The organism is Nocardioides sp. NBC_00368, from assembly GCF_036090055.1.
In the GTDB taxonomy this organism is placed as follows: Bacteria; Actinomycetota; Actinomycetes; order Propionibacteriales; family Nocardioidaceae; genus Nocardioides.
Window position 1 is genome coordinate 2,640,506 of sequence record NZ_CP107970.1, and the last position, 20,363, is coordinate 2,660,868.

22 protein-coding genes and 2 tRNA genes are annotated in these 20,363 nt (G+C 69.3%); 5 read left to right on the forward strand and 19 right to left on the reverse strand.

The annotated features are described in order from the left end of the window. Positions 1-106: 106 nt before the first annotated feature. The 4 genes from clpX to OG984_RS12540 all read right to left on the reverse strand — a co-directional run bounded on the left by clpX (position 107) and on the right by OG984_RS12540 (position 3,848). Positions 107-1,399 carry an ATP-dependent Clp protease ATP-binding subunit ClpX gene (gene clpX, locus OG984_RS12525; protein ID WP_328531893.1) on the reverse strand — a complete coding sequence of 431 codons (1,293 nt, stop codon included), beginning with the start codon at positions 1,397-1,399 and terminating at the stop codon, positions 107-109. Positions 1,400-1,499: 100 nt separating this feature from the next. Further along, positions 1,500-2,105 (reverse strand): ATP-dependent Clp protease proteolytic subunit, encoded by a 606-nt coding sequence (locus OG984_RS12530; protein ID WP_008358568.1) that lies wholly within the window; start codon positions 2,103-2,105, stop codon positions 1,500-1,502. 4 nt (positions 2,106-2,109) lie between these two features. After that, positions 2,110-2,772 carry an ATP-dependent Clp protease proteolytic subunit gene (locus OG984_RS12535; protein WP_143055042.1) on the reverse strand — a complete coding sequence of 221 codons (663 nt, stop codon included), beginning with the start codon at positions 2,770-2,772 and terminating at the stop codon, positions 2,110-2,112. Positions 2,773-2,861: 89 nt separating this feature from the next. Further along, on the reverse strand, positions 2,862-3,848 hold the full coding sequence (locus OG984_RS12540) for a hypothetical protein (RefSeq protein ID WP_328531894.1): 987 nt from the start codon (positions 3,846-3,848) through the stop codon (positions 2,862-2,864). Between the two features lie 209 nt (positions 3,849-4,057). Here OG984_RS12540 and OG984_RS12545 point away from each other — a divergent pair, with 209 nt between their 5' ends. Then, positions 4,058-4,825: a zinc ribbon domain-containing protein gene (locus OG984_RS12545; protein WP_328531895.1), complete on the forward strand. Its 768-nt coding sequence runs from the start codon at positions 4,058-4,060 to the stop codon at positions 4,823-4,825. Between the two features lie 59 nt (positions 4,826-4,884). Here the strand turns inward: OG984_RS12545 and tig are convergent, their stop codons facing one another. The 6 genes from tig to OG984_RS12575 all read right to left on the reverse strand — a co-directional run bounded on the left by tig (position 4,885) and on the right by OG984_RS12575 (position 9,153). Then, positions 4,885-6,279: a trigger factor gene (gene tig, locus OG984_RS12550; protein ID WP_328531896.1), complete on the reverse strand. Its 1,395-nt coding sequence runs from the start codon at positions 6,277-6,279 to the stop codon at positions 4,885-4,887. Positions 6,280-6,348: 69 nt separating this feature from the next. After that, a tRNA-Pro gene (locus OG984_RS12555) sits at positions 6,349-6,421 on the reverse strand. 35 nt (positions 6,422-6,456) lie between these two features. Beyond that, positions 6,457-6,530 (reverse strand) — tRNA-Gly (locus OG984_RS12560). A gap of 93 nt (positions 6,531-6,623) precedes the next feature. Continuing rightward, positions 6,624-7,700 (reverse strand): PP2C family protein-serine/threonine phosphatase, encoded by a 1,077-nt coding sequence (locus tag OG984_RS12565; RefSeq protein ID WP_328531897.1) that lies wholly within the window; start codon positions 7,698-7,700, stop codon positions 6,624-6,626. Positions 7,701-7,766: 66 nt separating this feature from the next. After that, positions 7,767-8,627, reverse strand: a complete 861-nt coding sequence (locus OG984_RS12570; RefSeq protein ID WP_328531898.1) for an Fpg/Nei family DNA glycosylase — start codon at positions 8,625-8,627, stop codon at positions 7,767-7,769. 7 nt (positions 8,628-8,634) lie between these two features. After that, positions 8,635-9,153, reverse strand: a complete 519-nt coding sequence (locus OG984_RS12575; RefSeq protein ID WP_328531899.1) for a ribose-5-phosphate isomerase — start codon at positions 9,151-9,153, stop codon at positions 8,635-8,637. A gap of 80 nt (positions 9,154-9,233) precedes the next feature. On the opposite strand from OG984_RS12575, the gene OG984_RS12580 reads away from it, so the two are divergent. Next, positions 9,234-10,457 carry an inositol monophosphatase family protein gene (locus OG984_RS12580; protein WP_328531900.1) on the forward strand — a complete coding sequence of 408 codons (1,224 nt, stop codon included), beginning with the start codon at positions 9,234-9,236 and terminating at the stop codon, positions 10,455-10,457. A 10-nt stretch (positions 10,458-10,467) separates the two neighbouring features. Here the strand turns inward: OG984_RS12580 and OG984_RS12585 are convergent, their stop codons facing one another. From OG984_RS12585 to OG984_RS12595, 3 genes are read right to left on the reverse strand one after another with little or no spacing between them, the layout of a single operon-like run. After that, positions 10,468-11,040 (reverse strand): hypothetical protein, encoded by a 573-nt coding sequence (locus OG984_RS12585; protein ID WP_328531901.1) that lies wholly within the window; start codon positions 11,038-11,040, stop codon positions 10,468-10,470. Positions 11,041-11,070: 30 nt separating this feature from the next. Further along, positions 11,071-11,715 carry a class I SAM-dependent methyltransferase gene (locus OG984_RS12590; RefSeq protein WP_328531902.1) on the reverse strand — a complete coding sequence of 215 codons (645 nt, stop codon included), beginning with the start codon at positions 11,713-11,715 and terminating at the stop codon, positions 11,071-11,073. Then, entirely contained in the window at positions 11,712-12,605 is an 894-nt protein-coding gene (locus tag OG984_RS12595; RefSeq protein WP_328531903.1) for an alpha/beta hydrolase, read from the reverse strand. The genes OG984_RS12590 and OG984_RS12595 overlap by 4 nt, the downstream gene beginning before the upstream one ends. Before the next feature lie 45 nt (positions 12,606-12,650). Here OG984_RS12595 and cls point away from each other — a divergent pair, with 45 nt between their 5' ends. From cls to OG984_RS12610, 3 genes are read left to right on the forward strand one after another with little or no spacing between them, the layout of a single operon-like run. Then, complete coding sequence (gene cls, locus OG984_RS12600) at positions 12,651-14,099, forward strand: cardiolipin synthase (RefSeq protein ID WP_328531904.1); 1,449 nt, start codon at positions 12,651-12,653, stop codon at positions 14,097-14,099. Positions 14,100-14,143: 44 nt separating this feature from the next. Then, entirely contained in the window at positions 14,144-14,623 is a 480-nt protein-coding gene (locus OG984_RS12605; RefSeq protein ID WP_328531905.1) for a thioredoxin, read from the forward strand. Beyond that, entirely contained in the window at positions 14,620-15,336 is a 717-nt protein-coding gene (locus OG984_RS12610) for a cytochrome c biogenesis CcdA family protein (protein WP_328531906.1), read from the forward strand. Before OG984_RS12605 ends, OG984_RS12610 begins: the two co-directional genes overlap by 4 nt. On the opposite strand, the gene OG984_RS12615 is transcribed toward OG984_RS12610, so the two are convergent. The 6 genes from OG984_RS12615 to OG984_RS12640 form a co-directional block, all read right to left on the reverse strand. Then, entirely contained in the window at positions 15,320-16,075 is a 756-nt protein-coding gene (locus tag OG984_RS12615) for a 2-phosphosulfolactate phosphatase (protein WP_328531907.1), read from the reverse strand. The two genes, OG984_RS12610 and OG984_RS12615, sit on opposite strands and share 17 nt — an antisense overlap. 201 nt (positions 16,076-16,276) lie before the next feature. Beyond that, on the reverse strand, positions 16,277-16,915 hold the full coding sequence (rdgB, locus tag OG984_RS12620; RefSeq protein ID WP_328531908.1) for an RdgB/HAM1 family non-canonical purine NTP pyrophosphatase: 639 nt from the start codon (positions 16,913-16,915) through the stop codon (positions 16,277-16,279). Further along, the gene (gene rph, locus OG984_RS12625; RefSeq protein ID WP_328531909.1) at positions 16,905-17,612 is read right to left on the reverse strand and encodes a ribonuclease PH; all 708 of its coding nucleotides are present in this window, start codon (positions 17,610-17,612) and stop codon (positions 16,905-16,907) included. Before rph ends, rdgB begins: the two co-directional genes overlap by 11 nt. A gap of 9 nt (positions 17,613-17,621) precedes the next feature. Next, positions 17,622-18,401: an SGNH/GDSL hydrolase family protein gene (locus OG984_RS12630; RefSeq protein WP_328531910.1), complete on the reverse strand. Its 780-nt coding sequence runs from the start codon at positions 18,399-18,401 to the stop codon at positions 17,622-17,624. Positions 18,402-18,474: 73 nt separating this feature from the next. Then, positions 18,475-19,314, reverse strand: coding sequence for a hypothetical protein (locus OG984_RS12635; RefSeq protein WP_328531911.1), 840 nt, complete (start codon positions 19,312-19,314; stop codon positions 18,475-18,477). Continuing rightward, entirely contained in the window at positions 19,311-20,240 is a 930-nt protein-coding gene (locus OG984_RS12640) for an ABC transporter ATP-binding protein (RefSeq protein ID WP_008358607.1), read from the reverse strand. The genes OG984_RS12635 and OG984_RS12640 overlap by 4 nt, the downstream gene beginning before the upstream one ends. Positions 20,241-20,363 lie beyond the last annotated feature (123 nt).

Sequence of the window (20,363 nt, forward strand, 5' to 3'; positions counted from 1 at the left end):
CCCTACCGAGTGACGGAGCTGGAAAGGTACAGACGATCATCAGTGCGTATTGTGTCCGACCGTCCGGGCCGATACCGACCCGGACGGGGAAAATGACCCAAACGGACTAGGCCGACTTCTTCTTGGTCTCCTTCTCGCGCGGCACGAGGGTCGGCATCTCGCCGTCCTCGACCACCTCGCGGGTGACGATCACCTTGCCGATGTCGCCACGGGAGGGCACGTCGTACATCACGTAGAGGAGGACCTCCTCGATGATCGCCCGCAGGCCTCGGGCACCGGTGCCACGCTCGAGGGCCTTGTCGGCGATCGCGGTGACCGCGTCGTCGGTGAACTCCAGGTCGACGCCGTCGAGGTCGAAGAGCTTCTGATACTGCTTCACCAGCGCGTTGCGCGGCTCGGTCAGGATCTTCACCAGGGCGGCCTGGTCGAGCTTCTCGACGCTCGCGATCAGCGGCAGCCGGCCGATGAACTCCGGGATCAGGCCGAACTTGGTGAGGTCCTCGGGGCGGACGAGCTTCAGGAGGTCCTCGGCCTCCTTCTCGGCCTTGCCACGCACCTCGGCGGTGAAGCCGAGGGTCTTCTTGCCGACCCGCTGCTCGATGATGTGCTCCAGACCGGCGAAGGCGCCACCCACCACGAAGAGGATGTTGGTGGTGTCGATCTGGATGAACTCCTGGTGCGGGTGCTTGCGGCCACCCTGCGGCGGCACCGAGGCGGTGGTGCCCTCGATGATCTTCAGCAGCGCCTGCTGCACGCCCTCACCGGAGACGTCGCGCGTGATCGAGGGGTTCTCCGCCTTGCGGGCCACCTTGTCGATCTCGTCGATGTAGATGATGCCGGTCTCGGCCTTCTTGACGTCGTAGTCGGCGGCCTGGATCAGCTTGAGGAGGATGTTCTCGACGTCCTCACCGACGTAGCCCGCCTCCGTCAGCGCGGTGGCGTCCGCGATCGCGAACGGCACGTTGAGCATCCGGGCCAGCGTCTGCGCCAGATAGGTCTTGCCGCAGCCGGTCGGGCCGATCACCAAGATGTTGGACTTGGCGACCTCGACCTGCTCCTCCTTGGCGTGCTTGCCGGGGCCCTGCGGACCGCCGGGCTGCAGGCCGGCCTGGACGCGCTTGTAGTGGTTGTAGACCGCCACCGCGAGCGACTTCTTCGCCTGCTCCTGGCCGATGACGTAGGAGTTGAGGAAGTCGAAGATCTCCTTCGGCTTGGGGAGGTCGGCGATCTCCACCTCGGAGCCCTCGTTGAGCTCCTCCTCGATGATCTCGTTGCAGAGGTCGATGCACTCGTCGCAGATGTAGACGCCGGGACCCGCGATGAGCTTCTTGACCTGCTTCTGGCTCTTCCCGCAGAAGGAGCACTTCAGCAGGTCACCTCCGTCGCCGATGCGTGCCACGAGTGGCCTTCCTTCCCCGACTTGTGCTGCTAGGTCCGAATAGTTACTGACGGTACCCCGCGCCGCGCCTTCGATGTGGGAGCGGCGCGGGGCCCGAGGGTCAAACGAGCGCCGGCGTCTTGAGCGACTCGAGCACCGAGTCGATCAGGCCGTACTCCACCGCCTGCGCGGCGGTGAGGATCTTGTCGCGCTCGATGTCGTGGCTGACCTCGTCCATCGACTTGCCGCTGTGGTCGGCGATCATCTTCTCGAGCAGCTCACGCATCCGCAGGATCTCGTTGGCCTGGATCTCGATGTCGGAGGTCTGGCCGAAGGTGCCCTCGGTGTAGGGCTGGTGGATCAGGATGCGGCTGTTGGGCAGTGCCATCCGCTTCCCCTTGGCGCCCGCGCCGAGCAGGATCGCGGCGGCCGAGGCGGCCTGGCCGATGCAGACGGTCTGCACGTCCGGCTTGATGAACTGCATCGTGTCGTAGATCGCGGTGCAGGCCGTGAACGAGCCACCCGGGCTGTTGATGTAGATCGAGATGTCCTGGTCCGGGTTCATCGACTGCAGGCAGAGCAGCTGGGCGATGACCGCGTTGGCGACATCGTCGCTGATCGGGGTGCCCAGGTAGATGATCCGGTCCTCGAAGAGCTTGGCGTAGGGGTCGATCCGGCGGACGCCGTAGGACGTACGCTCCTCCCACTGCGGGATGTAGTAGTTCATGTCCTCAGTCCTTCTTGTGGGCGGGGCGGCCCTCGTCGGAGGCTTCCTTCGCGCTCTTGATGACCTGGTCGACCAGGCCGTAGTCGAGCGCCTCGGCAGCGGTGAACCAGCGGTCACGGTCGGCGTCGACGGTGACCTGCTCGACACTCTGGCCGGTGTGCTCGCTGATCAGCTCCAGCAGCACCTTCTTGATGTGCAGGGACTGCTGGGCCTGGATCTTGATGTCCGAGGCCGAACCACCCATGCCCGAGGAGGGCTGGTGCATCATGATCCGCGCGTGGGGCAGCGCGTAGCGCTTGCCCTTCGCGCCGGCGCAGAGCAGGAACTGGCCCATCGAGGCGGCCAGGCCCATGCCGACGGTGGCCACGTCGTTGGGGATGTAGTTCATGGTGTCGTAGATGGCCATACCGGCATCCACCGAGCCACCGGGCGAGTTGATGTGAAGGAAGATGTCGGCCTCGGGGTCCTCCGCGGAGAGCAGCAGGAGCTGCGCGCAGATCGCGTTGGCGTTCTGGTCGCGGACCTCGGAGCCGAGGAAGACGATGCGCTCCCGCAGCAGTCGGTTGTAGATGTTGTCGTCGAGAAGGCTCAGACCGCCGCCGTTGCCGCCCAGGCTCGGGGAGAGCCCTGGGGCACCGGCGTGAGCGTCAGCCGCGCTGGAGTCGATGTTCACAGGATCGACACTAGCCGCCACAGCCAGTTGTTCCACGGCTGGTGTGCCAATGTTCGCCGACGGCGTATTCGCTCGACCTGGGCTCAGGCCAGCCAGCGCAGCAGGGCGTCGTGGACCGCCGGGTGGTTGGACAACGGTGTCTCGGCGGTCGAGAGCGTGAAGCGCTCCGCCGTCGGGAACAGGTCGCGCACGCGGCGCGACCGCAGCGGCGTCTTGTGCCGCCACCACAGCATCTCCCCGAAGAGACGGCCGACCCGGTTGGGCCGCGAGGTGGCGTTGTCGGTGACCAGCAGGTAGTCCACGTCCGGGCGCGGCGGCAGCATCGCCTCGTCGGCTCCGACCACGGCGATCCCGGCGAGGTGCTCGTCGATCTGCTTGCCGACACCACCGGAGATCGGCACGGAGGTGACGGCGTAGGGGGTCGTGCCGAGGGCGATCAGCTCGGAGACGTACGTCGTCCACGGCCGGGTCCCGGAGGTGGCCACCCCGAGCGCGTTGCGGGCGATCAGACCACCGCCCGCGTAGCCGACCAGGACGATGCGCGGCGTCCCGGGCAGGGCGTCGACGCACTCCTGGATCCGGCTGCTGAGCGCCACCGCGGCGGGCACCGACGTGCTTCCGGCGGTCACGTGCATGTGCAGCGGCATCCAGCCGAGCAGGTCGGCCAGCCGGTCGGCGTACGTCGCGCCGGTGGCCTGCGAGCCCTCGACCCAGACGCTCTCGTCCTTGCCCGCCGGTGGGACCAGGACGAGGACACGGGGGCTCGTCCCGGTCTGCCGCTGAGCAGCCGCCCACTCCCGCGGGCTGACCATCCGGCCGTCGTGGCGGACCGCGACGGCGGGACCCGAGTCGGTGTTGACGACACCGCGGACGATCGGTGCCGCGAGCGCGAAGGGGGCCGCGAACGGGCGCCGTGCGAAGGCCGTGATGCGCCAGGCGAGCTTGGCGAGGCCGACCAGGCCGGCCACCTTGCCCTGGCCGCGGTCGAGCTGCTCCGCGGCTTCGGGGTCGACCGGGGCGTCCTCGACGTTGAGGACCACGGCGCGGACGGTCTCGGGGCTGGAGGTCACCCTCGAAGCGTAGGGCCTTCGCGCCGGCGACAGGCCCAGCTGTGCCACCCGAACGGCTTCTCTGTGTCTCAGATCACATGCCCGTACCCGCATCCCGTACGTTTGCGTTCACTCACGCGTATGGTGTCTGTGATGCTGTTGTTACTGGTGTTGCGTGACGATGGCGGTCTTCACGGGTTACCGTCGGATGGGGAAGGGGGTGTCGGTCCGTGAGCGACGAGAAGGAGCCACGCTGCCCGTCGTGCGGCGATCCGCAGCTGCCCGGGGCCATCTACTGCATCGCGTGCGGTGCCTCCCTGCTGGCTCCTCCGGAGCAGCACCGGCCGCTCTTCGTGGACGAGATCGGCGACGAGACGGCCGTGCCCCGCAGCACGCGCACGTTCTTCTTCGGTGACGAACCCCCACCGGCTCCGCCGCGCGGCAGCGGCCGCACCGCTCCGATCCTGGTGATGATCGCCGTCCTGGTGATCGTCGCCGGCGTGCTCGGCTTCGTCTTCGGCAAGGACGGACCGGGCACTTCGCAGTCCGAGGCGGACCCGTCCACCAACCCGACCGGCGCCGACCCGTCGAGCGAGCCCTCGAGCGGGCCCTCGGTGGACCCGGACGCGCCTCCGGAGCACCAGCTGCTGCGCATCTCCCGGCTCGACACCGAGGCCGCCAGCAAGCTCATCGGCACCTGGATCCCGCAGCTCGCGGCCGTCGGCGCCGGCGACGGCGGTGATGCCGACTGGCACAGGGCGCTGAGCCGCTACCAGCAGATCAAGACCGACCACCCCGACGTACTTCTCCTCGACACCGGCGAGTGGCCGAGCTCGTACGTGAAGCCGGGGATGTACGCCATCGTCGTGCCCTCGCCCAGCGACACCTCCGGGCCCGCACTGGAGTGGTGTGTCGAGCAGGGCCTGTCGAAGACCGACTGTGCGGCCAAGCACCTGGAGGTCTCCGGCGACCCGACCGACAACTTCGACGCGCAGTAGCGCGAAAACGAGACCGCCCCTGCCCGGATCGGGCAGGGGCGGCGTACGTCTGAAGCAGATCAGGCGTCAGCCTTCTCGGCGTCCTCGGAGACCTCGTCGGTCGCCTCGGCCTCGGGCTCGTCCTCGCCGATGGTGCCGTCGGGACGGAGGTTCTTCAGCTCGACGTGGTTGCCGGACTCGTCGGTGACCGTGGCGGCCTCGACCAGCTGGGCCAGCGCCTTGCCGCGCAGGATCTCCTGGACGAGCTCGGGCACGTGGTTGTGCTCGAGCATGTGGTTGACGAACTCCTGCGGGTCCTGGCCGGACTGCTGCGCACGGCGCATCATGTGCTCGGTCAGCTCCTGCTGCTCGACCCCGATCTCCTTCTCCTTGGCGATCTGGTCGAGGATCAGCTGAGCGGCGACGGCGTCACGGACCCGGCGCTCGAGGTCGGCCTCGAACTCCTCGATCGTCTGGCCCTCGTCCTCGAGGTACTTGTCGAAGGTCAGGCCGGCGAAGCCGAGCTGCTGCTCGATACCCTGGCGGCGGGCGTTGAGCTCCTCGGTCACGATGGTCTCCGGCAGCGGGACCTCGACCATCTCCAGGAGCGCCTCCAGCACGGCGTCACGGGCGGCGGCGGCCTGCTCGAGGCGCTTGCCGTTGCCGAGGCGGCCGCGGACGTCCTCCTCGAGCTCCTTGACGGTGTCGAACTCGCTGGCGAGCTGGGCGAAGTCGTCGTCGTAGGCCGGGAGCTCCTGCTCCTGGACCTGGTTGACGGTGACGTTGACGTCGACCTCCTGGCCGATCAGCTCACCGCCGACGAGGGTGCTCTTGAAGTCCTTGGACTCGCCGGCCGAGAGACCGGTGATGGCCTCGTCGAGGCCGTCGAGCATGCCGCCCTTGCCGACCTGGTAGCTCATCCCGACGGCCTCGGCGCCGTCGACGTCCTCGCCGTCCTTGGTGGCCTTCAGGTCGATGACCACGAAGTCGCCGTCGGCGGCGGCGCGCTCGACGTCCTTGAGGGTGCCGAAGCGCTCGCGCATCGCCTGGATCTGCTCCTCGACGTCAGCGTCGGTGAGCTCGATGTCTTCGACCTTGGCCTCGATGCCCTCGTAGTCGGGCAGCGTGATCTCGGGCTTGACGTCGACCTCGGCGGTGAACTCCAGCGCCTCGTTGTCCTCGAGCTTGGTGACCTCGATCTCGGGCTGCGCGAGCGGCTCGAGCGAGTTCTCCTGGAGGGCGTCGAAGTACTTCTGCGGGAGGACGTTGTTGACCGCCTCGGAGAGCACCGCACCGCGGCCGACCTGCTTGTCGATCACCTGGGGCGGGACCTTGCCACGGCGGAAGCCGGGGACGTTGATCTGCTGGGCGATCTGCTTGTACGCCGCGTCGAGGCTCGGCTTGAGCTCCTCGAAGGGCACCTCGACGGTCAGCTTGGCCCGGGTCGGGCTCAACGTCTCGACGGCGCTCTTCACAGGGTGTCTCCTGTCGTTTGTTTCTGAGAATGATGTCGCGTGCAGGGGCATGGATCTTCAGGGGAGATGTCGGGGCGACAGGACTCGAACCTGCGGTCTCCTGCTCCCAAAGCAGGCGCGCTAGCCACTACGCTACGCCCCGTCAAGGGCCCCTCCCCAATCAGCGGGAATGGCACTTGGAGCGGATGACGGGAATCGAACCCGCGTAATCAGTTTGGAAGACTGAGGCTCTACCATTGAGCTACATCCGCGCACGCGAGAGCCAGTGCCCTCGTGCGACCCGCGAAATCCTGCCATAGATCTGGCTCACACCTGTAACCGGCTCCCCTACTGACCGGTTTACGTCACCGTCTTCCGACCGCGACCAGGGCCCGATCGTCGGAGCTGGCGCTCAGTCCCTCGAGCAGACGACGGGCTCCCCCGCCTCGTCCGGTGACGGCCAGATGGTCGGCGGTGGCGACCAGGTTGCCGATGCCGTGCTCGAGATCGACGCCCCGCGCCTCCACCACGCCGTCGGTGTAGAGCATGACCATGTCGCCCACGCCGAGAACACCCTCGCACGCGTCGAAGTCGACGTCGTCGATGAGGCCGAGCACGGGACCGTTGCTCTCGGCCTCCTCCCAGCGACCGGTGGAGGCGCGGCGTACGAGGGCGGGCGGGTGACCAGCAGTGCGGATCTCGTAGGCGCCGTTGCCGAGGTCGATCGAGAGGTAGACCGCGGTGGCGAAGCCCTCCTGCCAGTCCTGCCGCAGCAGGTAGCGGTTGGCGGCGGGGAGGAACTCGGCCGGCGCGACGGCGCCGAGGAGCCCGCCGAACGCACCGGAGAGCTGGAGCGCCCGGGTGCCGGCCCGCTCCCCCTTGCCGGAGACGTCGACGACCACGACCTCGAGCCTTTCGCCCACCCGTGCGGCCACCACGAAGTCACCGGCGAACCGGGTGCCGCCCGCGGGCAGGACCGCCGAGTCGGCGAGCCATCCGGAGGGCATCGGCGGGATCGCACCCTGGTCGAGCTTGTGGGTCAGGTCGAGCAGCATCAGCTCGTCGCTCAGTCCGCCCACCCCGAGGTAGGTGCGGCGCATCGCGACGAACAGCACGATCGCACCGAGCAGGAAGTGCACCCCGATCGCGGCGGCGTCCCGGTCGGAGAGCGTGAGCCGGCTGGCGGCGACCACGATCATCACCATCACGAAGACGACGAACCAGCTCAACGTACGCGGCCCGAGCAGCACCGCGCCGAGCAGCAACGGCACCGTGAGGACCGCCACCGGGACCACCTGCAGCCAGCCCACCTGGGCCGCCGCGAGCACCGTCAGGACGATGGTGAGCAGCCCGAGCCACAGCACCGCGCGCAGTTCCGGGTCACGGAACCTGCGGCGGATCGCACTGCTCCGCAAGCGGTCTGCGAAGGCATGGCTCGACATGGCCTCACTCTAGGTCTCGAGGTGGGGGCTGCGTGGTCGTTCTCGCAGGCCGGAGCGTAGTGCGGGCTACTTCTTCACAGTCGTCCGGGGCCGGTAGGCGCGCTGGCACTTCGGGCACCAGAACAGGTTGCGCTGCTGCAGCTCGGTGGTGCGTACGCTCGTGCCGCACACCAGGCAGGGCTGGCCGTTGCGGCGGTAGACGTAGACCTCGCCGCCGTGGTCGTCCTTGCGCGGCGGACGGCCCATCGCCTCGGGCGTGTGCTCGTCGCGTACGGTGTCGATCCGGTTTTTCTCGACGCCGTCCTTCATCAGCTCGACCAGGTCGTCCCAGATCGCGTCCCACTGCTGCCTGCGCAGGGTGTTGCCGGGTCGCATCGGGTCGATCCGGTGCCGGAAGAGCACCTCGGCCCGGTAGACGTTGCCGACCCCGGCCAGGACCGACTGGTCCATCAGCAGCGCCCCGATGGTCGTACGGCTCCGGCTGATCCGCAGCCATGCCCGGCTCGGGTCGGCGTCGTCGCGCAGCGGGTCGGGCCCGAGCCTCGCGACCACCGCATCGCGCTGGGCCGCGGTGACCAGGTTGCAGGTGGTGGCGCCGCGCAGGTCGGCGTAGGTCCCGCCCTCGCGGGTCGGGCTTGTCGAGACCACCCTCAGGCGAACCTGGCCGACCGGGAGCGGCGGCTCGCCCGTGTGCGGCTTGAGGTCGAGCTTGCCGTAGAGGCCGAGGTGGATGTGGACGTACTGCTCTCCCGGGAACTCGAGGAACAGCTGCTTGCCCCACGCCTCCGCGCCGGTGACGACCTGACCGTCGAGGAGCGCGGCGGAGTCGGCGAACCGGCCCTGCGGGCTGCTGACCCGGACCTGCTCACCGGCGAAGGCGTCGCTCAGGTCGAGCGCGAGGCGGTGGAGCGTGTGCCCCTCGGGCATCCCCGGATCAGTCCTGGTCCTCGGCCGGCCCCAGGCCCTTGGCCGAGTCCGGAAGCGGCGGGCGCACGCCGTCGGCGTCGTAGGCGTGGAGCTGGTCGATGCGGCGTACGTGCCGCTCGTCCTCGCTGAACGGCTCCGCCAGGAAGATCTCGACGAACTTCGTCATGTCCTCCAGGCTGTGCATCCGGCCACCGACCGCGACGACCTGGGCGTCGTTGTGGTCGCGGGCGAGCTTGGCGGTCTCCTCGCTCCAGGCGAGCGCGCAGCGGATACCGGTCACCTTGTTGGCCGCCATCTGCTCACCGTTGCCCGAGCCCCCGATCACGACCCCGAGGCTGTCGAGCCCCTTCTCCCGGTCACGAGCCACACCCTCGGCCGCCCGGATGCAGAAGACCGGGTAGTCGTCGAGTGCGTCGTAGACGAACGGGCCGTGGTCGACAGGCTCGTAGCCGAGCTCCGTCAGACGGTTGATCAGGTGGGACTTCAGTTCGAGACCGGCGTGGTCACAGCCGATGTGGACGCGCATGCGCCCATCCTCTCTCACCCGTTGCTCCCACCACGAAATACAGTCCCCGAAAGCCGAGCCCACCGATAGATTCCCCCACCGTGGACCAGTGGAAGACGATGGACGAGATCCTCGCGGCACGAACCAGGTTCGAGACGGCCATCGATGGCTGGGCTCCCCCGAACGCCCACGGCGTGGGTCTGCGCCCGTCGACGGCGACCGGCCACGAGCCGGAGCACTTCCCGCTGGTCAACGCCTATGGCCACCGCCTCCCGGCGGTGGTGATCGCAACGGTGGTCGGGCACACGAGCGGGACAGCGGCGTACCGGCTGACGAGGGAGCAGCTCGAGAGGGCGATCGAGCTGATCTCCCCGGCGGAGGCGTACGTCGACTACGATCACCCCAACCTGTGGAGCTGGCGCGACCGGATCCTGCCCGCGCTGACCGAGGACCCCGAGGCCGAGGTGGTCGCGGTCTTCATCGGCGACGAGCCGGAGGAGGCCCCGGACCCGGCGATCGACGCCTTCCGGGCGGCGTTCCCGGACGAGGCGGTCGCGATCGCCGCGGCCACGGCGGGGGCGGCGGTCGTCCGGGAGATGTACGGCACCGACCTGAGCCATTTCGACAAGTCGCCGACCGACTTCGCGACCGAGGCGGACATCGCCTCGGAGAAGGCGATCCGGGAGACGATCGCGACCTACCGGCCCGAGGACGCCTTCGAGGGCGAGGAGACCGGTCGCACCGGCGACAGCGAGCGGAGGTGGCTGGTGGACCCGCTCTGCGGGACCCTCAACTATGCCGCCCAGACCCCGCTGGCCGCGGTGAACGTCGCGCTGGTGACGCCCGACGGCGTCACGGCGGCGGTCTCGGCCGACCCGATCAGCGAGGAGATCTTCTGGACCGACGGGGTCTCGGCCCGCATCCGCAAGGGCGGCGGCGACACCGTCCTCACCCCGACGCCGCGCACCAGGCTCGTCGACATCCAGTGCGACGGCCCGCTCGACCGGCCGTTCGTCGGCGGGCAGCTCGTCGCCGACCCACGCCTGCGCGCCGAGTTCGGGCCGCGGGTGATGTCCTCGACGCTCGCGGTGGCCTGGGTCGCGGCCGGCCGGCGGGCGGCGTACGTCACCGACGGCCACCTCGAGGGCAGCGTCCACTTCACCGCGGGGATCGCGCTGTGCCAGGCAGCGGGCTGCGTCGTCACCGACCTCAACGGCGACCCGATCCACACCGGCCGCGGGATGATCGCGGCAGCCGACGCCGACACCCACCGGAAGCTGCTCGGCCTGGTCCGCCGACATCTGGACCCGGCGGACCGGCCCTGAGCCGACGAGATCAGCGCTGCATCAACGCGTCCATCGCGACCGCGACGGCGGCGGCGACGCGGAAGTCGACGCGAGGGTCGTGGACGGTGACCGTGTACTTGTCGCGGAAGGCGAAGCGGCGCTCGATGGAGATCAGCGGCTGACCCTCGGAGGACACGTAGTCGAAGTGGATCGGCAGGAAGTCGAGCTCGGTGAAGCGACGCAGGATGGCCACCAGCTGGTTGCGCTCCTGACCGGTGCCGGAGTAGCCCGGGCCCTCGACGTGGAAGGTCGAGCGCAGCAGGCTCTTGCCGAAGTCCTTGCGGAAGAAGCCCAGCGCGGCACCGCTCGCGTCGGTGACGTCGTAGCCCGCGTTGAGGTCCATCACCGCGCGCGCCTTGAACGCGAAGACGGCCTGCGACTTCGACTCGTCGGCGTAGAACGTGACCTGCTCCTTGAACGCCAGCCGCTTCTGCTGCGCGAAGGCGAGCACCTGCCCCTCGGAGCCGTCGGGGTTGGCGGCCTGGGCGACGTACTTGTTGGCGAAGGGCGTGACCTTCTGGCGAAGGAAGAAGCGGGGTACGTGGTAGGGCTGCGGCGTCATGGGCGCAACCTATCCGGTCAGTGGATCCGGTCAGCGCCGGCGCGCGACGAGATAGGCCTGCGGGGTCCGCTCCCAGTCCTCGGCGGAGCGGACCACGGTCGCGGTGACCTCGAAACCCGCCTCCTCGAGCAGCGCGCTGGTCGCCTCGACGGGGAGGCGGTAGCCGTCGAAGGTGACGTCGTGGCCGTAAGCGCCGATGTGGCGTACGTGCTCGTCGCCGACCTGGAACGCGGTGACGAACCGGCCGCCGCGCCGGGTGACCCGGGCGAGCTCGGCGATGACGTCGGGACGGCGCGAGGGCGGGGTGTGGATGAGCGAGTACCACGCCAGCACACCGGCGAGCTCACCGTCGCGGAGCGGCAGGCGCGCCATGTCGCCGACCTCGAACCTGAGCGCCGGATGCCGCTCCATGGCCTGGGCGATCATCCCGGTCGACAGGTCGACCCCGAAGACGTCCAGCCCACGCTCGGCCAGGTAGGCGGTGATCCGCCCGGGTCCGCAGCCGATGTCGCCGACCAGGCCGCCACCGTCGTTGCGTACGTAGGTGGCGAAGGTGTCGAGCACGCCGGCGTCGAAGGAGGTCTCGGTGACGGACGGGTCCACGATCTCGGCGTAGGCCTTGGAGACGGTGTCGTAGGCGGCCCTGGTCTCGGTGACGTCGTAGGGCTCGGTCACGGGCGTCCCCTCACGCTGTGCTGGTTCAGGAAGGCGGCGGTCATCGCCATCACCGACTCCGCGGCGGGGAACGTCTTGCCGTGGCGCCAGAAGCCGTGGATCTGCCCGACCGCACGGAAGGCGACCACCTCGACGCCGAGGTCGGCGAGCCGCAGCGCGAAGTCCTCGTTCTCGTCGGTGAGGATGTCGCCCTCGGCGCTGACGATCAGGGTCCGCGGCAGGCCGCGGAGCTCCTCGTCGGAGGCGAGGTAGGGGCCGAGGTCGGGGTTGCGGAGGTCGGCCTCGGTCGCGGCGTACTGCTTCCAGTACCAGGCCGCCTCCTCGTTCCAGCCGTCCTCCATCGAGTAGCCCGGGGTGCTCATCGACGGGTCGAGGAACGGGTAGACGAGCACCATCGCGCCGAAGACGCCGGGGTTGCGCAGCGCCGCGACCAGGGCGAGGTTGCCGCCGGCGCTGTCGCCGTGGACGTAGGCCGGCAGGGTGCTCAGCAGCGGGTCGTTGGCCAGCCACTTGACGACCGTGTCGACGTCGTCGGGGGCCGCGGGATAGGGGTCCTCGGGAGGCCTACGGTAGTCGACCGACAGCACCCGCAGCCCGCTCCGGTTGGCCAGCCGCCGGCACGCGGCGTCGTGGACCTCGACGTCGTTGAAGACGAAGCCACCGCCGTGGAGGTGGACGATCAGCCCCTCGCGTACGTCCTCGGGGGTGTAGAGCCGGCACGGAACCCCGTCGGCGTCGATCCCGGTGACCTCTGCGACCTCCTCCTTCGCCTCGGCCGCGGCCAGCTTGCGGGCCTCGGTGCGCTGGGCAGCGACGTCGACCTCCCAGACCGGCGGCGAGGCCTGCTCGGCGGCGATGGCACGGCGGGCGGCGGGGAAGAGTCGGACCATGTCAGAAGATTCCCACACGAGTGGCGGTGGTGCATGCTGAGCCGCATGAATGCGGGGGAAGTGACGAGCACGTCGATCTACGTCATCGACGTGCTGGTGAAGGTGGTCGCGCTCGGGGTGGTGCCGAAGAACCGACGCCCGAGCAGCGCGATGGCGTGGCTGCTGGCCATCTTCTTCATCCCGGGAGTCGGCCTGATCGGCTACCTGCTGCTCGGTCAGACCCGGCTGGACCGACGGCGGCATGCCCGTCAGCGGGCCCTCAACGACGAGGTGACCGAGTACGTGCGCGGCCTGCCCAGGGCGCCGCACCCGAAGACGATCTCCGAGGTCGACGCGGCGACGATCCAGCTGAACGAGCGGCTCGGCTCACTGCCTGCCAGGCCGGGGAACCGGGTCGATCTGATCGACGACTACACCGCCTCCGTCGAGGCGATGACGGTGGCGGTGGACCAGGCCGAGAGCTACGTGCACGCGCAGTTCTACATCACTGCCTGCGACCACGTCACCGAGCCGTTCTTCGACGCTCTCGACCGGGCCGCGGCCCGTGGGGTGCGGGTGCGGCTGCTCCTCGACCACCTGGGCTCGCGCGGCATCCCGGTCTGGCGCGCGCTCAAGAAGCGGCTCGACGCCTCCGACATCGACTGGCACCCGCTGCTCCCCATCAACCCCCTGCGTGGCCAGATCCGCCGTCCCGACCTGCGCAACCACCGCAAGCTCCTGGTCGTCGACGGCCGCGTCGCCTTCACCGGCTCGCAGAACCTCATCGAGCCCGGCTACAACAAGCCCAAGAACCATCGGGCCGGCCGGGAGTGGGTCGAGCTGAACGCCCGGATCGAGGGTCCGCTGGTGACCGCGCTGAACGTCGTGTTCGCCAGCGACTGGGACACCGAGACCGGGGAGCTGCTGCGGTCCGAGCTGGCCGCCCCCGCCCCGCGCGCCGGTGACGTGACCGGACAGATCGTGCCCAGCGGACCGGGTGTCGACGCCGAGAACAACCTGCGCGCCTTCACCCATCTCATGTACGCCGCCAAGAAGCGGATCTCGATCACCAGCCCCTACTTCGTGCCGGACGAGTCGCTGTTGTACGCCGTGACCACGGCCGCCCGCCGTGGCGTCGAGGTCGAGCTGTTCGTCAGCGAGGGCAAGGAGCAGTTCATGGTCTACCACGCGCAGCGCTCCTACTACGAGGCGCTGCTGGAGGCCGGGGTGCGCATCTATCTCTACCCCAAGCCGGCCGTGCTGCACTCCAAGCACTTCAGCATCGACGACGAAGTCGCCGTGCTCGGCTCGAGCAACATGGACATGCGTTCCTTCGCCCTCAACTACGAGGTCTCGCTGATGCTCTTCGACGGCGACCCGGTGGCGCAGCTGCGGAAGGTCGAGGACAGCTACCGGGCCATCTCCCGCGAGCTGCTGCTCGAGGAGTGGCTCGCGCGGCCGAGGGTCGCGGCGTACGTCGACAACGTGCTGCGCCTCACCGCCGCTCTTCAATGAGGTCGATGCACACACCAGTCCGGAAAGACGTACGCTCCGAACCCATGCCTGTGAGCACCCGAATCCTGGCCCTGTTGACCATCCTCTGCGCGGTGACCGTCGGCTGCGGCTCAGCGGAGACCGCCGATGACTCCGCATCGCCCACCATCAGCGCAAGCACGCCGCCCACCTCGCCCGCCGTCGGGGACGGCTCATCCCCTTCGTGCGAGGCAACGGGACGCTACGCCGACTACTCCGAGGCGGCCGTCGCCGAGGAGTGCTACACCGACACGATCCTCTTCTTCCATGCGCCGTGGTGCCCGGAGTGCCGCGGGTTCGAGGAGGCGATCAAGAGTGGCGAGGTGCCTGAGGGCGCACAGATCCTCAAGGTCGACTACGACTCCGCGACCGACCTCCGCAAGAAGTACGGGGTGACGATCCAGTCGACCTTCGTGCGCGTCGACGCCTCGGGTGCCCGGGTCAAGCTCTGGTCGGGCTACGGCCAGGACAAGTCGGTCGACGCCATCCTCGAGAACACCCAGTGACGCTCCTGCTCGCGTCGTTCCTCGCCGGAGCGCTCTCGGTGCTCGCGCCGTGCGTGGTGGCGTTCGTGCCAGTGATCCTTTCCCGCGGGACCGGCGAGCGGCGGCCATGGGTCGCGGTGGCCGCGCTCGGCGTCTCGGTCATCGTGTTCAGCGTCGTGCTGAAGTCGACGACCCTGCTGATCGACGTGCCGCCCCGGTTCTGGAGCGTCGTCTCCGGCGTGATCGTGGCGCTCTTCGGCGTGGTGATGATCTGGCCCCGGCTGTGGGACGCGGTGGCGTACCGCCTCGGCTTCGGCTCTCGCGCCCAGGAGCGCCTGGCCCGGGCGAGCACTCGCGGCGGGATCGGCGGTGACGTCCTCCTCGGTGCGAGCATGGGGCCGGTCTTCAGCGCCTGCAGCCCGACGTACGCGCTGATCGTGGCGGCGATCCTGCCTGCCGAGCCGTTGCGCGGACTCGGCTACCTGATCGCGTACGTCGCCGGCCTGACGCTGCTGCTGGCCGCGGTCATGGTGGGCGGCCGGGCGCTGCTCGCCCGGCTCCGGTGGGCGATCGACCCCGAGGGCCCGTTCCACAAGGTGCTCGGCGTCGTCCTGGTCCTCATCGGCGTCGCGATCGCGACCGGCCTCGACAAGGCCCTGCTCACAATGCTGGTCGAGCAGGGGCTCTTCGACTGGCAGATCGGGCTGGAGGGCCGCCTCAGCACGGATCGGTGACCGCTCGGAACGACCCGGTGTCGAGAAGCGGTACGACGGACGCGGTGTCCAACTGGGCCGCGACGTCCACGTCGTCGCCGTAGCCCTTCGCGCTCAGCTCCCGGCCGCTCGCGCAGGCATGGAGCGCGGCGGGAAGGTCGGCGGCGCGGAACGCGTCGCGCGCCGCAGCGGCCTCGGGCGAGAGGTCGTCCGGGTCGAGGGCGTCGAGGACGGCCCCGGCGCCCCAGAGGTCCTCGACCGCCGGCCGGAGCGTGCCGTCCGGCCAGCGCTCCCCCGACGCGACGAACCCGATGGTGGCCCCGGCGGCGCGGCGGGGAGCCAGCCACTCGGCGACGGCGGCGCGGTTGCGGAGCGAGGCGCCGACGACCGTGGCGCCGCTCTCTGCGAGCAGGGTGCTGATCGTCGAGCCGTTCGGTGAAGGCAGCACGAGGCGTTGGACGTTCTCGGCGTGCCGCAGCGACGCGGGCGACAGCGATGGCTGTCCAGGCCCGGCGTCCTGCCGCTGGACCGCGAGGACCGCGTCGTTCTCACGGGCGTACGCCTCCGCCCGGTCGTCCAGCCATCTGAACGGGAAGACCTCGATCCCTTGCTCGACGGCGACGGTCAGCGTCGTGGTGAACGACAACACATCCACCACGACGGCGATGTCAGCGGGCCCGATCGCCTCGGCGCCCACCGGTCCCCAGTCCAGCCGGACCTGGTGATCGCGCTGGCGGTGCTGTTCGTCGAAGGTGGCCACGGGCAGAGGCTAGTGAACTGTGGCGCTCGCGGATCGACGTATGGGCTTCGGGGCCAGCGCGACGGCGGTGGATGCTGACCGAGTTACCTCGGCGAGCAACTGCTCCCTTCATGGAGTTCCACGAAGGCAGTGATCCCCGACCGAGTTACCTCGGTGAGCATCCACCCACCTGCCCGAGTTACCTCGGTCAAGCGTCCACGATCAATCGAGCACGGAGGCGATCTGCGGGGCGATCTCGCGCAGCGCACGGCCACGGTGGGAGATGGCGTCCTTCTCCTCGATCGACAGCTCGGCCGACGTACGTCCGTCCTCGGTGTCGACCGCGACGAACAGGACGTCGTAGCCGAAACCGCCCTCACCGCGGACCTCGCGGATGATCCGGCCGTCCATGCGTCCCTCGACGACGATCTCGCCGGCGTCCGATACGAAGGCGATCGCGCACGCGAAGTGGGCGCCGCGGCGCTCGTCGGGGACGTCGGAGAGCTGAGCGAGCAGCAGCTCGTTGTTGCGCTCGTCCGACTTCGGGGGACCGCCCCAGCGGGCCGAGAGCACGCCGGGCATCCCGTTGAGCGCGTCGACGCAGAGACCCGAGTCGTCGGCGACCGTCGGCAGCCCGGTCGCCTTGAACCCGGCCCTGGCCTTGATCAACGCGTTGCCCTCGAAGTCGGGCGCGTCCTCCACCGGCTCGTCGTAGTGGGTGACGTCGTCGAGGCCGACGACCGAGACCCCGGGCACCAGCGGCGAGAGGATCCGGAACATCTCCCCCAGCTTCTTGGCGTTGCGCGAGGCGACGTGGATGCTGGGCTCGTTCTTGGGCTCGTTCTTGGGCTCAGCCGGCAAGTGCGGCCTCCTGCAGCTTGGTCAGGTCGGCGCAGCCCTTCTCGCCCAGCGCCAGCAGCGCGTCGAGCTCGGTGCGGTCGAAGGCGATGCCCTCGGCGGTGCCCTGCACCTCGACGAACTTGCCCTCGCCGGTCATCACGATGTTCATGTCGGTCTCGGCGCGGACGTCCTCCTCGTAGGGCAGGTCGAGGCGCGGAACACCATCGATGATCCCGACCGAGATCGCGGCGACGGAGCCGGTCAGCGCCTTCGAGACGCCCAGCGAGGCCACCGCGTCGGCGAGCGCGACATAGGCGCCGGTGATCGCCGCCGTGCGCGTGCCACCGTCGGCCTGCAGCACGTCGCAGTCGATGTTGATGGTGTTCTCGCCCAGCGCCTTGTAGTCGATGACGGCGCGCAGCGAGCGCCCGACCAGGCGGGAGATCTCGTGCGTACGTCCGCCGATCTTGCCCTTCACCGACTCGCGCGAGGAGCGCTCGTGGGTGGAGGCCGGCAGCATCGCGTACTCCGCCGTCACCCAGCCCAGCCCGGAGCCCTTGCGCCAGCGCGGCACACCCTCGGAGGCCGAGGCGGCGCACAGGACGCGGGTCTTGCCGAACTCGATGAGGACGGAACCGGCTGCGTGGTCGAGCCAGTTGCGGGTGATCTTGATGGGGCGCAGCTCGTCGTCGGCGCGCCCGTCAGCTCGTGTGGTCACGAGCCCACCCTATGCAACGGTCTCCCGCTCGGGTTCACCGCTGGGTCGCGCCCAGGCCCGGCGCACGACCCACGGCCCCAGATCCCGCGCCCGCCGCCCCATCCACGGCACGCCCTCACCGGCCATCCAGGCCAGATCCTGGCGCCAGCTGGTCGGCAGCCCACCGCCCGGCTCCAGCGAGGGCGGCTCGAAGGAGAAGCCGTACGCCACCAGCTGCTCCCCGAACGCACGGGCCATCCGCCGGTGGCCGAGCTCGGAGGGATGCAGCCGGTCGGCGGCCCAGAAGCGCCGCTCGTGCAGGTCGGGGACCGCTCCCAGGTCGAGCCGCAGGCCACCGTAGGTGGCATGGACCTCGTCCCAGATGGCGTTGAGATCGGCCGTACGCCGCTGGATCGACCGCTTCATCCAGCCCGGCATCGGCCACATCACCGAGTGGTCGTGGAAGCGCGCCGTCATCAGCAGCGCACCCTGGCTCGTGAGCGCGTCGGCGCAGGTCATCAGGTCGTTCCGGAGTCTCGTCGTGTCCCACGTCGAGCGCATCACGTCGTTGACCCCGACGATCAGCGAGGCCACGTCCGGCCGGTGCGCCACCGCGTCGGCGAGCTGCTGCTCGACCACCACGGTCGAGGTCGAGCCGATCACCGCAGTGTTGCAGAAGGAGATGTCGTACGTCTGTCCCAGAGCCTCGGCGAGCAGCCGGGCCCATCCTCGCCAACCCTCGACAGTCGGGTCGCCGAGCCCAACGGTGGCGCTGTCGCCCAGCGCCGCATAACGCAGGTAGGTGCCCACGTCCGACAACGGTGACGGGGGTGGGTGCCGAAGCACCCACCCCCGCGTGTCGTGTCGCGAACAGTCCGGTGAACTACTTCACCTCGGACTTGAGCACCCGGTAGGCACCCAGCACGACCGGGACGACCACCCACAGGAAGATGCTGCAGATGAGCGCGAGCACCTCCTGCGTGCCCGGGTCGGGAAGCTGCGTCCCGTCCGGCATCATGCCGCCGGCGCCCATGAACGGGGCCATCGCGTAGCCCATGTCGACGAACGGGATCAGGTCGGCGGCCCAGTCGAAGATGAAGTAGAGCGTGGACCAGACCATCAGCGGCAGGAGCAGCTGGTCGACGTAGACGACCACGATCGAGAACGGCGTGCTGAGCAGGCACATCGCGATGCCGAAGGCGCTCACGAAGTAGAGCAGCTGCTGCGCGATGGACCAGCCCAGGACCTGGCCGTCGATGGACCAGCTCGCGTCGTAGCCGCCGACGGCCGCGGCAAGGGCGTTGCCGACGATGCCGCACAGCAGCGCGACCGCGATCAGCGCGAGGGCGAACGCGACGACCGCGACCAGCTTGGCCGCCATCACCCGAAGCCGGCTCGGCTCCAGGCTGAAGGTCACCATGTTGGTGCGCTGGCCCCACTCCTGGGTGACGATGATGATCGCCAGCACCGGGGTGAGCAGCGAGAGCGGGATCGTCAGGATCGAGGACCAGGCCGAGAGCCCGAGCGAGAAGTTGTCGTTGAGCGCGGCCACCAGGACCACGATGCCCATGGCCAGGAGCAGCATGCCCGCCGAGATGATCAGCAGGGCACGACCGGCCCGGGTGTCGGTCATCTTGCGCCACTCGACCAGCAGGAGCCGGCCGAAGGGCACCTTGGTCACCGCCGGGAGCGGGGTGGAAGGCGCTACGGATACGGCGCTCATGCGGAGACTCCTTCGGCGTGGATCTGGGTGGTGCTCTCGCGCTGGGTCTCGGCGGTGAGCTGCAGGAAGATGTCCTCGAGGCCGGCGCCGCCGTCACGCAGGTCGGTGAGCACGACGTTGGACTCCAGCGCGGCCTTGCCCACCTCGGCCGGTGCGGCCGAGACGCGCATGCCGGTGCCGAGCGGCTCGACGCTGTAGCCCTTGGCCTTGAGCGCGACGGTGAGCGCCTCGTTGTCCAGGGAGGTGACCAGCGACTGGCCGGCGGTGCCCTGGCTGGCGAGGATGGTGTCCTTGGTGCCCTCGGCCACGATGCGGCCGTTGCCGATGAGGATCAGCTCGTCGGCGATCTGCTCGACCTCGTGCAGCAGGTGCGAGGAGAGCAGAACGGTGCCGCCGCGGTCGGCGTACTCCTTCAGCAGTCCACGCATCCACCGGATGCCTGCCGGGTCGAGACCGTTGGCGGGCTCGTCCAGGATCAGCACCTTGGGGTCACCGATCAGCGCGTGCGCGATGCCGAGGCGCTGCTTCATACCCAGGGAGTAGTTCTTGATCCGGCGCTTGGCCTCCGACGGCGTCAGCGAGACCAGCTCGAGCATCTCGTCGACGCGCGACTTGGGCAGGCCCATCGTCATCGCGGCGAGCGTGAGCACCTCACGGCCGGTGCGGCCGTCGTGCTGGGCGCTGGCGTCGAGCAGCACACCGACGTGGCGGCCCGGGTTGGGGAGATCGGCATAGAGGCTGCCGTCGATCGTTGCCCGACCCTTGGTGGGATTGGTCAGGCCGACCATGATGCGCATGGTGGTCGACTTGCCCGCGCCGTTCGGGCCGAGGAAGCCGGTGACTTTGCCGGCCTCGGCGGTGAACGACACGTCGTCGACCGCGGTGAAGGTCCCATAGACCCTCGTCAGTCCTTCGACTTTGATCATGGCCCACATCCTGCCGTGCTTCCGGCGCGGACTGCATCGGACATACGGATGACCTGCAACCCGACAAAAGTATGGGGCCGGTCCCGACCACGGGATCCTGTCTCCCCGCCCTCGGTTGACTAG